This window comes from Pseudomonas sp. F(2018) (genome assembly GCF_005508865.1).
In the GTDB taxonomy this organism is placed as follows: Bacteria; Pseudomonadota; Gammaproteobacteria; order Pseudomonadales; family Pseudomonadaceae; genus Aquipseudomonas.
In genome coordinates, this window is the sequence record NZ_SCOM01000001.1 from 359,352 (window position 1) to 372,588 (window position 13,237).

A 13,237-nucleotide genomic window follows, 5' to 3' on the forward strand; every position below is an offset into this window, starting at 1 on the left:
CCCCGCCCATTGCTGCTGGCAATGGGCGTTCTGCTGCTGCTCGCGTTCTGGCTGTCGCTGGCCCTCGGGCCGGTGAGCCTGCCGCTGGGTGACACTCTGCTGGCCGCCCTGCGCCTGATGGGCCTGCCCATCGATGGTGAGGGGCTGCAGCAGGCCGAGCTGATCCTCGGCCAGATCCGCCTGCCGCGCAGCCTGCTGGGTCTGTGTGTGGGCATCGTGCTTGCGCTGTCCGGCGTGGCCATGCAGGGCCTGTTCCGCAACCCGTTGGCCGACCCCGGCCTGGTCGGCGTTGCCGGCGGTGCTGCCCTGGGTGCGGCCATCGCCATTGTCGGCGGCAGCATGATCGGTGGCCTGCCGCCGGCGCTGGCGCCGTACCTGCTGTCGATCTGCGCCTTCTCCGGCGGCCTGGTCGTGACCGCCGTGGTCTATCGCTTCGGCCGCCGTGACGGGCAGACCAACGTCGCCACCATGCTCCTCGCCGGTGTGGCGTTGACCGCCATGTCCGGTGCCGGCGTCGGCCTGTTCACCTACCTGGCCGACGACGCCACCCTGCGCAGCCTGACCTTCTGGAATCTCGGCAGCCTCAATGGAGCCAGCTACCCACGCCTGTGGCCGCTGCTGCTGGTGACCCTCGGCGTGGCCATCTGGCTACCGCGCCGCGCCTCGGCGCTCAACGCGCTGCTGCTCGGCGAGTCGGAGGCGCGTCATCTGGGTTTCAACGTCGAGCGGATCAAGCTGGAGCTGGTGCTGTGCACTGCCTTGGGTGTCGGCGCGGCGGTGGCGGCGGCTGGCCTGATCGGTTTCATCGGCCTGGTGGTGCCGCACCTGATGCGCCTGCTGGTCGGCCCGGATCACCGTGTGCTGCTGCCGGCGTCCTTGCTGGCGGGCGCCAGCCTGCTGCTGCTGGCCGACCTGGTCGCGCGCCTGGTGCTGGCACCGGCGGAGTTGCCGATCGGTATCGTCACGGCGCTGATCGGTGCGCCGTTCTTCCTTTATCTGCTGGTGCGGGGGCGGGCCTGATGTTGCGCGCGCAAGATTTGAGTGTGCGCCGTGGCGGCGCCACCGTGCTGGAGGGCGTCGACCTGGCCCTGCAGCCCGGCGAGGTACTCGGCGTGCTCGGCCCCAACGGCGCCGGCAAGAGCACGCTGCTCGGCGCCCTGTGCGGTGAGCTGGATGCCGATGGCGGCAACGTGACCCTGGACGGCCGCGCCCTCGGCGCCTGGTCCGGCCAGGAGCGCGCGCGACGCCTGGCGGTGCTGCCGCAGAGTTCGACCCTGAGCTTCGCCTTCCCGGTGGCCGAGGTGGTCGCCATGGGGCGCCTGCCGCACGATACCGGCCGCGTGCGCGATGCCGAGATCGTCGATGCGGCGCTGCGCGCGGCGGATGCCGAGCACCTGCGTGGACGCAGCTACCTGGCCCTGTCCGGGGGCGAGCGCCAGCGCGTGCACCTGGCGCGGGTGCTGGCGCAGCTGTGGCCGGGCGGGGAAGGGCAGGTGCTGCTGCTCGACGAGCCGACCTCGGCCCTCGATCCGTTGCACCAGCACACCACCTTGCAGGCCGTGCGCGACTTCGCCGGCCAGGGCGCGGCGGTGCTGGTGATCCTGCACGACCTCAACCTGGCCGCCCGTTACTGCGACCGCATCCTGTTGCTGCAGGATGGCCGCCCGCATGCCTTCGGCAGTCCCGACCAGGTGCTGCAGGCCGAGCCGCTGCGCGCGGTGTTCGGCCTCGACGTACTGATCCAGCGCCATCCGGAGCGCGGCCACCCGTTGATCGTGGCGCGCTGACGGTAGCCCGGATGCAATCCGGGATGGTCCGCCCCGGATTGCATCCGGGCTACGGCCCCTCTCCGAGAGGGCTGAACCTTAAGGAAAGCGCATGCGTATTCTTCTGCTCTGTTCTCTCGTCCTGCTGGCCGCCTGCCAGTCCCGCGGCGTGCTGCCGCCTCCGGCGCCCATCGCCCCCGACGGCCGCGATCACGCCCAGCTGGGCCAGATCATCGACCTGGCCAGCGGTGAACGCATCACCCCCGAACAACTGGTCGCGCGCCTGGCCAAGGCGCCGCGCGTGCTGGTCGGCGAGCAGCACGACAACCCCGATCACCACGCCCTGCAGCTGTGGCTGTCGCGCGAGCTGGCGGCGCAGCGACCGCAGGGCAGCGTGCTGATGGAAATGCTCAACCCCAACCAGCAGGCCAAGGTCGAGCAAGTGCAGGCACAGACCCGCGCCGGGCAGGCGCCGGCCGACACCTTCGCCGCGCTGGCCTGGCTGCCAAACTGGGACTGGGGCCTGTACGGTGCGCTGGTGCAGTACCAGCTGCGCCAACCCTATCCGTTGCTGTCGGCCAACCTGGACCGTGCCGAGATCATGCAGATCTACCAGGCGCGCCCGGTCCTGCAAGGCGCGGCGTCTACCGCGCCGGCGGTGCAGGGCAAGCTGCAGGAAGATATCCGCGAGTCCCACTGCGGCCTGCTGCCGGACAGCCAGATTCCCGCGATGCTCGCCGTGCAGCAGCAGCGCGACCGGCGCATGGCCGAACGCCTGGCCGCCGCGCCGCAGCCCGCCATGCTGTTTGCCGGTGCCTTCCATGTACGCAAGGACCTGGGCGTGCCGCTGCATCTCGCCGACCTCGGCGCCGGGGAAGGCAATGCCGTGCTGATCCTCGCCGAAGTCGGCAAGGAGCCAGTCGCCGGCAGTGCCGACTATGTCTGGTACACCGCCGCCAATGTGCCGGAGGATCACTGCGCCAAGCTGAGCAAGAAGTAACGCGCCATGGAAAACAAAAAGCCCCGCAATGCGGGGCTTTTTTGTTGGCGACGCTAAGGCTCTAGCTCGCCGCCAGTCGACACTCGGGTTACAGACGCAGGCCGCCGTCGAGCTCGAGGATACGACCGGTGTAGTAGTCGTTCTCCATGATGTAGGCCACGGAGTGGGCGATCTCGGTCGGCTTGCCCATGCGACGCAGCGGAATGCCGGAGGTCATCTTCTCCAGGGCTTCCGGTTTCATGCCGCTGGTCATCTCGGTCTCGATGAAGCCCGGCGCGACGCCCGCCACGCGGATGCCGTAGCGTGCCAGTTCCTTGGCCCACACCACGGTGTCGGCGGCGACGCCGGCCTTGGCCGCGGAGTAGTTGGCCTGGCCCATGTTGCCGGCGCGGGAGATGGAGGAGATGTTGACGATCGCGCCCTGATTCTTCAGCTCGATCATCTTGGCTGCCACTTCACGGGTGCAGAGGAACACGCCGGTCAGGTTGACGTCGATCACCGACTGCCACTGGGCCAGGCTCATCTTGGTCATCTCGCCGTCCTTGACCTTGATGGTCAGGCCGTCGCGCAGGATGCCGGCGTTGTTGACCAGGCCGTTGATGGCGCCGAAATCTTCGGCCACCTGGGCGACCATGTGGGTCACCTGCTCTTCGTTGGCCACGTTGCACAGGTAGGCGCGGGCGTCGCCACCGGCGGCCTTGCAGGCGGCCACGGCGTCATCCAGCTTCTCCTGGTTCAGGTCGACCAGCGCCAGCTTGGCGCCCTTGGCGGCCAGGTACTCGCTCATGGCACGGCCCAGGCCCTGGCAGCCGCCAGTGATGATGATGACTTTGTCTTTGAGTTCCATAACACTGCTCCTCGAAGGTCTTGAAGATTGCCCCGCTGGCGCTGGGCGCCTGTTCGTTTTGTTTTCGACGAATTCTTAGCGAGGAGTCATAAATTGAGCATGACAGCCGAGAAGCATGCCCGAGAATTGTTGCTCAAGGAATACCGCGGGGTGCTTTCCACCCACTCCAAGAGCATGCCGGGCTTCCCTTTCGGATCGGTGGTGCCTTATTGCCTGGACGAGCAGGGCCGGCCGCTGATTCTGATCAGCCGCATCGCTCAGCACACCCACAACCTGCAGAAGGATGCCAAGTGCTCGCTGCTGGTCGGTGAGCGCGGCGCCGAAGACGTGCAGGCCGCCGGGCGCCTGACCTTGCTGGCCGAAGCCCGGCAGCTGGACGAGCCGGCAGCCATCGAGGCCGCCGCCGAGCGCTACTACCGCTACTTCCCTGATTCGCGCGACTACCACAGCGCTCACGACTTCGACTTCTGGGTGCTCGAACCCGTGCGCTGGCGCTTTATCGGCGGCTTCGGCGCCATTCACTGGCTGCAGCAGGTCAATCTGGCCAACCCGCATGCCGGTGAGGCCGAGCGCAGCATGGTCGAGCACATGAACGACGATCACGCCTCGGCGATCGCCCACTACGTGCAACTGGCCAACCTGCCAAACCACGAACCGGCACAACTGGCCGGCATCGACAGTGAGGGTTTCCACCTGCGCATCGGCAAGGGCCTGCACTGGCTGGCATTCCCAACATCCTGTAACAACCCTGGCGCCGTGCGCCAGGCCTTGGTATTGCTGGCTCGCGCCGAGAGTTGGCCGACCGTCGAGCAGGCTTCAGCTTGAATTAAGCACCAGGCCCCATACTTCATCCGTATCGGAAGCCGTTCTTCCGCCAAGGACGTTCGCAATGCGCGCTTTTCTGTTTCTGTTCCTGCTGTTCCCCCTCATCGAACTGGCCGTGCTGATCCAGGTCGGCAGCGCCATCGGTGTGCTGCCCACCCTGTTGCTGGTGATCGGCACCGCGGTGCTGGGCAGCGTTCTGCTGCGCGTGGCCGGCGTGGCCACCGCCTGGCGTGCCCGCGAGAAGCTGGCCCGTGGCGAGATGCCCGAGCAGGAGATGTTCGAGGGCCTGCTGATCGCCGTCGGCGGCGGCCTGCTGCTGCTGCCCGGCTTCATCAGTGACGTGTTCGGCCTGCTGTGTCTGATTCCCTTCACCCGCCGCCTGATGATCGGCCGCCTGCAACGTCGCGCCCAGGAACAGGCATTGCGTCAGCGCGCGTTCTTCGACGACGCCCAGGCCCGCAGCGGCCAGACCCACCCGCACGTGATCGAAGGCGAGTATCAGCGCCGCGACTGACGCCGGGCCTGCGGGCGGCTGTGTAAAAAATTTCACAGTCGCCCCTTGAAATGCCCGTCGCCGCCCCTATCTAGCGATCACCGCAAGGTTTCCTCCGTTTCGGTGGAACAGTCTTCCGCGACTCGCCCCTGGCGTGCCGCGCCCGGCCCCAAGCCGGATTTGCCTAACCCGCCGGCGCAGTCGCCGGCCAGTGAAAACAACTACTCAGGAGAGATCGACAATGAAGCTTCGTCCTCTGCATGACCGCGTCGTCATCCGTCGCAGCGAAGAAGAAACCAAGACCGCTGGCGGCATCGTGCTGCCGGGTTCCGCTGCCGAGAAGCCGAACCAGGGCGTGATCGTCGCCGTCGGTACCGGCAAGGTTCTGGACAGCGGTGAAGTCCGTGCACTGGCCGTCAAAGTCGGTGACAAGGTGGTGTTCGGTCCGTACTCCGGCAGCAACACCGTCAAGGTCGACGGCGAAGACCTGCTGGTGATGGGCGAGCACGAAATCCTCGCCGTCATCGAAGCCTGATTCGACACGTTCTCCGTTAACCCAAGAATTTAAGGAACAACCACCATGGCTGCTAAAGAAGTCAAATTCGGCGATTCCGCTCGTAAGAAAATGCTGGTCGGCGTCAACGTCCTGGCCGACGCGGTAAAAGCGACCCTCGGCCCGAAAGGCCGCAACGTGGTCCTGGACCGCAGCTTCGGCGCTCCGCTGATCACCAAGGACGGCGTGTCCGTCGCCAAAGAAATCGAGCTGAAAGACAAGTTCGAGAACATGGGCGCCCAGCTGGTCAAGGACGTCGCGTCCAAGGCCAACGACGCTGCTGGTGACGGCACCACCACCGCTACCGTTCTGGCCCAGGCCATCGTCAGCGAAGGTCTGAAAGCCGTAGCTGCCGGCATGAACCCGATGGACCTGAAGCGCGGCATCGACAAGGCGACCATCGCCATCGTCGCCGAGCTGAAGAACCTGTCCAAGCCGTGTACCGACACCAAGGCCATCGCCCAGGTCGGCACCATCTCCGCCAACTCCGACAACTCCATCGGCGACATCATTGCCGAAGCCATGGAAAAAGTCGGTAAAGAAGGCGTGATCACCGTTGAAGAAGGCTCGGGCCTGGAAAACGAACTGTCCGTCGTCGAAGGCATGCAGTTCGACCGTGGCTACCTGTCCCCGTACTTCATCAACAAGCCGGACACCATGGTCGCCGAGCTCGACGGCCCGCTGATCCTGCTGGTCGACAAGAAGATCTCCAACATCCGCGAAATGCTGCCGGTGCTGGAAGCCGTCGCCAAAGCCGGTCGCCCGCTGCTGATCGTCGCGGAAGACGTGGAAGGCGAAGCCCTGGCTACCCTGGTTGTGAACAACATGCGTGGCATCGTCAAAGTCGCAGCCGTCAAGGCTCCGGGCTTCGGCGACCGTCGCAAGGCCATGCTGCAGGACATCGCCATCCTCACCGGCGGTACCGTGATTTCCGAAGAAGTTGGCCTGAGCCTGGAAGGCGCCGCCCTGGAGCACCTGGGTAACGCCAAGCGCGTGGTCTTGAGCAAGGAAAACACCACCATCATCGACGGCGCTGGTCAGCAGGTCGACATCGAGGCCCGCGTTGCGCAGATCCGCAAGCAGGTCGAAGACACTTCCTCCGACTACGACAAAGAGAAGCTGCAAGAGCGTCTGGCCAAGCTGGCCGGCGGTGTTGCCGTGATCAAGGTCGGTGCCGGCACCGAAGTCGAGATGAAAGAGAAGAAGGCCCGCGTCGAAGACGCCCTGCACGCGACCCGCGCAGCCGTCGAAGAAGGCGTGGTACCTGGCGGCGGCGTGGCCCTGGTTCGCGCCCTGCTGGCCATCGAAGGCCTGAAAGGCGACAACGACGACCAGAACGTCGGTATCGCCCTGCTGCGTCGCGCCGTTGAAGCGCCGCTGCGCCAGATCGTGGCCAACGCCGGCGACGAGCCGAGCGTAGTGGTCGACAAGGTCAAGCAAGGCCAGGGCAACTACGGCTACAACGCTGCCACTGGCGTGTACGGCGACATGATCGAGATGGGTATTCTCGATCCGGCCAAAGTCACCCGTTCCGCCCTGCAGGCCGCTGCTTCCATCGGCAGCCTGATGATCACCACCGAAGCCATGGTCGCCGACATTCCGGAAGACAAGGCCGCTCCGGCCATGCCGGACATGGGTGGCATGGGTGGCATGGGCGGCATGATGTAAGCCGACCGGCTCCCTGAGCTGCAACGAAGAAGCCCCGCCCCGTGCGGGGCTTTTTCTTGCCCGTGAAAAATCCGTCAAAGACGGCGGATACCGGGGCTTTCCGCGGTATCTTTGCCGGCATTGCGACGAATAGGGTTCTTTCCATGCGCATCCTCCTGGTCGAGGACAACCGCGACATCCTGGCCAACATGGCCGACTACCTGCAGATCAAGGGCTACACGGTGGACTGCGCCCAGGACGGGCTGTCCGGCCTGCGCCTGGCCAGCAGCGAGCATTACGACCTGCTGGTGCTGGACATCATGCTGCCCGGCATCGATGGCTACACCCTGTGCAAACGCCTGCGCGAGGAGGCGCGGCGCGACACACCGGTGATCATGCTGACCGCCCGCGACCAGCTCGACGACCGCCTGCAAGGTTTTCAGGCCGGTGCCGACGATTACCTGGTCAAGCCCTTCGCCCTCTCCGAGCTGGCCGCGCGCATCGAGGCGGTGCTGCGCCGCAGCCTCGGTGGCGGCAAGCGCCTACTGCAGGTCGGCGAGCTCAGCTATGACCTTGACACCCTGGAGATCGCCCGTGCCGGCAAGCCGCTCAGGCTCAACCCGGTCGGCCTCAAGCTGCTCGCCCTGTTGATGCAGAAGAGCCCGCACGTGGTGCGCCGCGAGGTGCTGGAGGAGGCGCTGTGGGGCGACGATTGCCCGGACAGCGACAGCCTGCGCAGCCACGTGCACCAGTTGCGCCAGGTGATCGACAAACCCTTCGACAAGGCGCTGCTGCAGACCGTGCACGGTGTCGGATACCGACTGGCGGAGCCGGGCAATGGCGTTTAGGGACGGCCTGTATAGGCACGGCCTGTTCAGGCAGAGCCTGTCACGCCGTATCGTTATCGCCTTCGTGCTGATGACGGCGCTGGTCGGCGGCACTTTCGCCGTCGGCATCGTAGAGACCGTGCACCAGGTCGAGGAGCGGCTGATCTCCAGCGAACTGGGCGGCGACCTCGGGCGCTTCCTGAAAATGGAGAGCATCGACGAATGGCGTCATCGCCCCGAGCCGGGCCAGCTGTTCTTCTTCAGTGACGGGCACGGCGACTTCGCCCTGCCGGAGGAACTGCAGGACCTGTCGCCCGGTTTTCACGAGGTGTACCGCGAGGGCACGTCCTACCACGGCTTCGTGCAGCTGGTGGACGGTCGACGCTATGTGTTGCTGCAGGATCAGAGCGGCTTCGAGGAGCGCGAGCAGCTGCTGTTCGCCGTGGTGCTGGTCGGCTTCCTGATCAGCCTGGGACTGTCCGGCCTGCTCGGCTGGCTGCTGGCGCGCAAGGTGATCGAGCCTGTGGTGCGCCTGTCGCGCCAGGTGCGCGCGCCCGAGCAGCTGCTGGACGAGGCGCCGCGGCTGGCACGCGACTACGCCAATGACGAGGTCGGTCAGCTGGCGGCCTCCTTCGACACCACGCTGGGCCTGCTGCGCCGCGCACTGATGCGCGAGCGCCTGTTCACCAGCGACGTCAGCCACGAGCTGCGTACCCCGCTGATGGTGCTGGCCAGTTCCTGCGAGCTGTTGCTGGAGAGCCCGAGCCTGGATGACCGCGGCAAGGCGCAGGTGCGGCGCATCGCCAACGCCTGCGAGGAGATGCGTGGCCTGGTGCAGACCTTCCTGATGCTGGCCCGCTCGCGCCAGGACGAGGCCGGCGGTACGCCCCATGCCAGCCTGCGGGTGGTGGCCGATGATCTGGCGGCCCAGTGGCGACCGGCCATCGAGGCCAAGGGCCTGACCTTCGACTATCACGCCGAGCTGGCTGACGAGCGGCGCTACAACGCGCCACTGCTGCGCTCGGTGCTGGGTAACCTGCTGCGCAATGCGCTGCACTACACCGAGCAGGGGCGCATCGGCCTGAGTCTGGGCGAGCAGGGTTTTCTGGTCGAGGACAGCGGCGTGGGCATTCCCGCCGCCGAACGCGAGGCCATGTTCCAACCCTTCGTGCGCGGTGGTGCGGCGCGGGGCGAGGGGCTCGGCCTGGGGTTGTCGTTGGTGCAGCGCATCTGCGAGAGCCAGGGCTGGAGCGTCGAGCTGTCCGACGCCGAGCCCAGGGGCTGTCGGTTCCAGGTCCTTCTGGGAGGTAGCAGCGCAACCTGATGTGTTGGTCAGATGGGTATGCCCCTTGCAGTATCCGCCCGATCGCTTGCCGTAGATCGGAAATGCTACCGTTATGGGGGCATTCGAGGCAGATTCGTTACCCGCTGTTACCCCGGCCACGCCTTTAGTCGGGAGAGCCGCACAGTTTTTTTGGAGAGTCGATGTTTTCCGAGTTCGTGTCCGGGTGTGCAGTCGCCACCACCGATAAGTTCGAGCATTGGTGGCAGCAGCAAGGCGAATGGGTCGAAGAGCCCAATCGACGCAGGGGTGGAGAGAGCGGAGTGCAGCGCCTGCGCGATGCCCAGGGGCATCTGCTGTACGTCAAGCGCCAGGTGGGGCATCTGTGCCGTAGCCTGAGTCACCCGTTCGGCCGGCCCACCGTGCTGCGCGAGCGCGACGCACTGCTGGGGCTGAGCCGCCTCGGTGTGCGCGTACCACGCCTGATCTACTGTGATGCCAGCTACCAGGAAGGGCAGGGCTGGCGCGGCCTGTTGATCAGCGAGGCGCTGGATGGCTTCAGCGACATCGACAGCTGGTACGCCGCCGGTGGCCGCGAGCGTGCCGGCGAGCAGCATGACGTATTGCTGCAACAAATAGGTGCGACCCTGGCGCGCATGCACCTGGGCCGCTGGCAGCATGGCTGCCTGTACGCCAAGCATGTGTTCGTCAAGGTGACGGCGGAGGGCGTGGAAGTGGCGCTGCTCGATCTGGAGAAGAGCCGGCGGCGCCTGAGCCGCAAGCGCGCGGCGCTGCATGACCTGAAGCAGCTGCGCCGTCATTCGTCATGGAGCGAAGCAGAATGGCAGCAGCTCCTGTCGGGCTACCGCCGCCAGTGGGGTAGGGCATTGCCGCTGGGGTGAGGGAACTTCGCTGCTGCACGGCGCTCTGATGGGCGCCATACCCCAGACCGACAAACCACTCGTCGGTTGGGACGTTGCCAAGGACTGGCCTGAACTAGTTTTGCTTTTCAGGCGTTTGGCAGCGCCATCAAGGGGTTATCGAAATGAAATTAGATATTGCTAGAGGATTGTTCCTCGTCGGTGCCCTGAGCGTCACGGCCCTCGCTGCAGCCGCCTGGCAGGAGCCGGCGCCGCAGGTAATCGATTTGGTGAACTGTGCCGATCAGGCGTGCCCGGTGGTGTCCGCGCGACATCGAGAGTCCGTGGCGGTCCAGGCCGATAGCGACAACCTGCTGTTGCTGGTATACGGCCTGTCCCATGCGATGAAGGGCGAGCAATAGTCGCGCCTCCAGCGAGCAGACGTCTCTTAAGGTTTCCATTTACGTCATCCTTGGATCTCGCGCCAAGCAGAGTACTGCGTTTGCGCAACCGCAGTTCTTTGTTCGCTTCGATAGGAAACGTGTCGAGACTGTCAGCGCTTCATCGAGGGCGCCAGGTGCGGCTGAATGGCGGTCAGCACCGCCTTGAAGCACTTGGTGTTGCCGGCAACGACCTGGCCTTTCTCGAGGAAATCGTGGCCGCCGCTGAAGTCGCTGACCAGACCGCCTGCTTCCTGGATCAGCAGGGCGCCAGCAGCCATGTCCCACTCGGACAGGCCGAACTCCCAGAAGGCGTCGTAGCGGCCGGCGGCCACATAGGCCAGATCCAGGCTGGCGGCGCCGGCGCGGCGGATGCCGGCGGTCTGGCCGACCAGGCTGCGGAACATGCCCAGGTAGTTGTCCAGGTTGTCGACCTGCTCAGCGCGGAACGGGAAGCCGGTGCCGAGCAGGGCGCCGTCCAGGCTCTTGCGGTTGCTGACGCGGATGCGGCGGCCGTTGACGGCTGCGCCGCGGCCACGGCTGGCGGTGAATTCTTCCTGGCGCACCGGGTCGAGCACCACGGCGTGCTCCAGGCGACCACGGTATTTGCAGGCGATGCTGACGGCGAAGTGCGGCACGCCGCGCAGGAAGTTGGTGGTGCCATCCAGCGGGTCGATGATCCACTGGTAGTCGGCACCGTCGCCGGTACCGGCGATGCTGCCGCCTTCCTCGCCGAGGAAGCCGTGGGTGGGGTAGGCCTTCTGCAGCGCCTGGATGATGGTCTGCTCGGCGGCGCGGTCGACTTCGCTGACGTAGTCGTTGGCATCTTTCTCGTTCACCGAGATGACGTCCAGGCGTTCGACGGAGCGGATGATCAGTTCGCCGGCACTGCGCGCAGCGCGCAGCGCGATATTCAGCATGGGCTGCATGGAAGGTTCACCTGGGTCGTTAAAGAAGAAAGCCGGCCATTCTAGCAGACTAGCTTTTTCTGTGCAGCCGGCTCGTCGCAGTGCATGGCGCTGGGGCGGGGCCTTCTGTAACATTCATGGCCCTTTCGCATCCTTGGGCGGAGCTGGCGTTGCTGCAGAACATTCGCGTCGTGCTGGTCAATACCAGTCATCCCGGCAATATCGGCGGTGCCGCGCGGGCCATGAAGAACATGGGCCTGTCGCGTCTGGTGCTGGTCGATCCTGAAGACTTTCCCAGCGCGGAAGCGGTCGCGCGCGCCTCCGGTGCCACCGATATCCTCGATAACGCTGTGATTGTCGGCACTCTGGAAGAGGCACTGGCCGGTTGCAGCGTGGCACTGGGTACCAGTGCGCGCGATCGGCGCATCCCCTGGCCCCTGCTCGATCCGCGGGAGTGTGCGACCACGGCGTTGCAACAGGCCGAGTTGGGTGGCGAGGTGGCGTTGGTGTTCGGTCGCGAGTATGCCGGCCTGACCAATGATGAGCTGCAGCGCTGTCAGTTTCACGTGCATATTCCATCCAATCCGGAGTTCAGCTCGCTGAATCTGGCGGCGGCCGTGCAGGTGCTGGCCTACGAGGTGCGTATGGCCTGGTTGGCAGCCGAGGGGCAGCCGACCAAGATGAACAAGCTGGAAACCACGGCGATGCTCAATACCCAGCCGGTGACCACGGATGAGCTGGAGCTGTTCTACGGCCATCTGGAGAGTACGCTGGTGGAGATCGGCTTCCTCGATCCGGCCAATCCGCGTCATCTGATGTCGCGCCTGCGCCGCCTGTATGGCCGCTCGGGCATCAGCAAGCTGGAAATGAATATCCTGCGCGGCGTCCTCACGGAAACCCAAAAAGCGGTGCGTGGCGAGTCCCACAAGCGGAGAAAAGGCGATGTTTGAGCGTGTGCGCGAAGATATCCAGAGTGTTTTCCATCGTGATCCGGCGGCGCGCAACGCTTTCGAGGTGGTGACCTGCTATCCGGGCCTGCACGCGGTGTGGCTGCACCGGCTGGCGCATGCGTTGTGGGGCGCGGGCTGGAAATGGCTGGCGCGCCTGGTGTCGAACTTCGGGCGCTGGATGACCGGCATCGAGATTCACCCGGGGGCGAAGATCGGGCGGCGCTTCTTCATCGATCACGGCATGGGCATCGTCATCGGCGAGACGGCCGAGATCGGCAATGACGTCACCCTCTATCAGGGGGTGACCCTGGGTGGCACCAGCTGGAACAAGGGCAAGCGCCATCCGACGTTGGAGGATGGCGTGGTGGTCGGTGCCGGTGCCAAGGTGCTCGGCCCGTTCACCGTCGGTGCCGGCGCCAAGGTCGGCTCCAATGCGGTGGTGACCAAAGAGGTGCCGGCAGGTGCCACTGTGGTTGGCATCCCCGGGCGGATCATTGCCAAGAGTGACGATGAGCAGGAGGCCAAGCGCCAGGCCATGGCCGAGAAGCTCGGTTTCGATGCCTACGGTGTCGGCCAGGACATGCCCGATCCGGTGGCGCGCGCCATCGGCCAGCTGCTCGACCACCTGCATGCGGTCGATGGGCGCCTGGAGGGCATGTGCTCGGCGCTCAAGGCGCTGGGTAGCGACTACTGCGCCAAGGAGCTGCCGGCGCTGCGCGATGAGGACTTCGCCGATGTGTGCAAGGAGCAGGGCGACAAGCCGGCTGCCTGACGACGCATAGTCTGCTATCATTCGCGCCCCGCATTGCCGCTATACCCGACTGCTTTAATCGGTCTTA

Annotated in this window: 15 protein-coding genes; 13 read left to right on the forward strand and 2 right to left on the reverse strand. The window is 65.6% G+C overall.

Features of this window, described 5'->3' with window-relative positions; translation table 11 throughout:
• The first annotated feature begins 36 nt into the window (after positions 1-36).
• The 3 genes from FFS62_RS01620 (at position 37) to FFS62_RS01630 (ending at position 2,766) form a co-directional block, all read left to right on the forward strand.
• Entirely contained in the window at positions 37-1,020 is a 984-nt protein-coding gene (locus FFS62_RS01620; protein ID WP_171016280.1) for an iron ABC transporter permease, read from the forward strand.
• The gene (locus FFS62_RS01625) at positions 1,020-1,787 is read left to right on the forward strand and encodes a heme ABC transporter ATP-binding protein (protein WP_137971069.1); all 768 of its coding nucleotides are present in this window, start codon (positions 1,020-1,022) and stop codon (positions 1,785-1,787) included. The genes FFS62_RS01620 and FFS62_RS01625 overlap by 1 nt, the downstream gene beginning before the upstream one ends.
• Positions 1,788-1,878: 91 nt before the next feature.
• A complete protein-coding gene (locus FFS62_RS01630; RefSeq protein ID WP_137971070.1) occupies positions 1,879-2,766 on the forward strand; it encodes a ChaN family lipoprotein in 888 nt (295 codons plus the stop codon).
• An 88-nt stretch (positions 2,767-2,854) separates the two neighbouring features.
• Here FFS62_RS01630 and FFS62_RS01635 read toward each other — a convergent pair whose 3' ends face one another.
• The gene (locus FFS62_RS01635) at positions 2,855-3,613 is read right to left on the reverse strand and encodes an SDR family oxidoreductase (protein ID WP_137971071.1); all 759 of its coding nucleotides are present in this window, start codon (positions 3,611-3,613) and stop codon (positions 2,855-2,857) included.
• Between the two features lie 93 nt (positions 3,614-3,706).
• Between FFS62_RS01635 and FFS62_RS01640 the strand changes: the two genes are divergently transcribed.
• The 8 genes from FFS62_RS01640 to FFS62_RS01675 all read left to right on the forward strand — a co-directional run bounded on the left by FFS62_RS01640 (position 3,707) and on the right by FFS62_RS01675 (position 10,522).
• A complete protein-coding gene (locus tag FFS62_RS01640; RefSeq protein ID WP_137971072.1) occupies positions 3,707-4,438 on the forward strand; it encodes a HugZ family protein in 732 nt (243 codons plus the stop codon).
• Positions 4,439-4,502: 64 nt separating this feature from the next.
• Positions 4,503-4,952, forward strand: a complete 450-nt coding sequence (locus tag FFS62_RS01645; protein ID WP_137971073.1) for an FxsA family protein — start codon at positions 4,503-4,505, stop codon at positions 4,950-4,952.
• Positions 4,953-5,172: 220 nt separating this feature from the next.
• Entirely contained in the window at positions 5,173-5,466 is a 294-nt protein-coding gene (locus FFS62_RS01650; protein ID WP_137971074.1) for a co-chaperone GroES, read from the forward strand.
• Positions 5,467-5,511: 45 nt separating this feature from the next.
• Positions 5,512-7,152, forward strand: coding sequence for a chaperonin GroEL (groL, locus tag FFS62_RS01655; RefSeq protein WP_137971075.1), 1,641 nt, complete (start codon positions 5,512-5,514; stop codon positions 7,150-7,152).
• A gap of 143 nt (positions 7,153-7,295) precedes the next feature.
• Positions 7,296-7,979 carry a response regulator transcription factor gene (locus FFS62_RS01660; RefSeq protein WP_137971076.1) on the forward strand — a complete coding sequence of 228 codons (684 nt, stop codon included), beginning with the start codon at positions 7,296-7,298 and terminating at the stop codon, positions 7,977-7,979.
• Positions 7,969-9,282, forward strand: a complete 1,314-nt coding sequence (locus tag FFS62_RS01665) for a HAMP domain-containing sensor histidine kinase (protein WP_137971077.1) — start codon at positions 7,969-7,971, stop codon at positions 9,280-9,282. Before FFS62_RS01660 ends, FFS62_RS01665 begins: the two co-directional genes overlap by 11 nt.
• A 161-nt stretch (positions 9,283-9,443) precedes the next feature.
• Positions 9,444-10,142: a lipopolysaccharide kinase InaA family protein gene (locus tag FFS62_RS01670; protein WP_137971078.1), complete on the forward strand. Its 699-nt coding sequence runs from the start codon at positions 9,444-9,446 to the stop codon at positions 10,140-10,142.
• Between the two features lie 143 nt (positions 10,143-10,285).
• On the forward strand, positions 10,286-10,522 hold the full coding sequence (locus tag FFS62_RS01675; RefSeq protein ID WP_137971079.1) for a hypothetical protein: 237 nt from the start codon (positions 10,286-10,288) through the stop codon (positions 10,520-10,522).
• Between the two features lie 131 nt (positions 10,523-10,653).
• On the opposite strand, the gene suhB is transcribed toward FFS62_RS01675, so the two are convergent.
• Positions 10,654-11,469, reverse strand: a complete 816-nt coding sequence (gene suhB / locus FFS62_RS01680) for an inositol-phosphate phosphatase (RefSeq protein WP_137971080.1) — start codon at positions 11,467-11,469, stop codon at positions 10,654-10,656.
• Positions 11,470-11,618: 149 nt separating this feature from the next.
• Here suhB and trmJ point away from each other — a divergent pair, with 149 nt between their 5' ends.
• Together trmJ and cysE are read left to right on the forward strand one after the other, a co-directional pair.
• Positions 11,619-12,398: a tRNA (cytosine(32)/uridine(32)-2'-O)-methyltransferase TrmJ gene (gene trmJ / locus FFS62_RS01685; RefSeq protein ID WP_171016281.1), complete on the forward strand. Its 780-nt coding sequence runs from the start codon at positions 11,619-11,621 to the stop codon at positions 12,396-12,398.
• Positions 12,391-13,170: a serine O-acetyltransferase gene (gene cysE, locus FFS62_RS01690; RefSeq protein ID WP_137971082.1), complete on the forward strand. Its 780-nt coding sequence runs from the start codon at positions 12,391-12,393 to the stop codon at positions 13,168-13,170. The genes trmJ and cysE overlap by 8 nt, the downstream gene beginning before the upstream one ends.
• The last annotated feature ends 67 nt before the right edge of the window (positions 13,171-13,237 follow it).

What these genes read in the sequence shown, in the direction of transcription:
- cysE (WP_137971082.1), top strand. Translation starts at nt 12,391, where the DNA reads ATGTTTGAGCGTGTGCGCGAAGATATCCAGAGTGTTTTCCATCGTGAT.
- FFS62_RS01645 (WP_137971073.1), top strand. Translation starts at nt 4,503, where the DNA reads ATGCGCGCTTTTCTGTTTCTGTTCCTGCTGTTCCCCCTCATCGAACTG.
- FFS62_RS01630 (WP_137971070.1), top strand. Translation starts at nt 1,879, where the DNA reads ATGCGTATTCTTCTGCTCTGTTCTCTCGTCCTGCTGGCCGCCTGCCAG.
- FFS62_RS01635 (WP_137971071.1), bottom strand. Translation starts at nt 3,613, where the DNA reads ATGGAACTCAAAGACAAAGTCATCATCATCACTGGCGGCTGCCAGGGC.
- FFS62_RS01625 (WP_137971069.1), top strand. Translation starts at nt 1,020, where the DNA reads ATGTTGCGCGCGCAAGATTTGAGTGTGCGCCGTGGCGGCGCCACCGTG.
- FFS62_RS01670 (WP_137971078.1), top strand. Translation starts at nt 9,444, where the DNA reads ATGTTTTCCGAGTTCGTGTCCGGGTGTGCAGTCGCCACCACCGATAAG.
- suhB (WP_137971080.1), bottom strand. Translation starts at nt 11,469, where the DNA reads ATGCAGCCCATGCTGAATATCGCGCTGCGCGCTGCGCGCAGTGCCGGC.
- FFS62_RS01665 (WP_137971077.1), top strand. Translation starts at nt 7,969, where the DNA reads ATGGCGTTTAGGGACGGCCTGTATAGGCACGGCCTGTTCAGGCAGAGC.
- groL (WP_137971075.1), top strand. Translation starts at nt 5,512, where the DNA reads ATGGCTGCTAAAGAAGTCAAATTCGGCGATTCCGCTCGTAAGAAAATG.
- FFS62_RS01650 (WP_137971074.1), top strand. Translation starts at nt 5,173, where the DNA reads ATGAAGCTTCGTCCTCTGCATGACCGCGTCGTCATCCGTCGCAGCGAA.
- FFS62_RS01675 (WP_137971079.1), top strand. Translation starts at nt 10,286, where the DNA reads ATGAAATTAGATATTGCTAGAGGATTGTTCCTCGTCGGTGCCCTGAGC.
- FFS62_RS01660 (WP_137971076.1), top strand. Translation starts at nt 7,296, where the DNA reads ATGCGCATCCTCCTGGTCGAGGACAACCGCGACATCCTGGCCAACATG.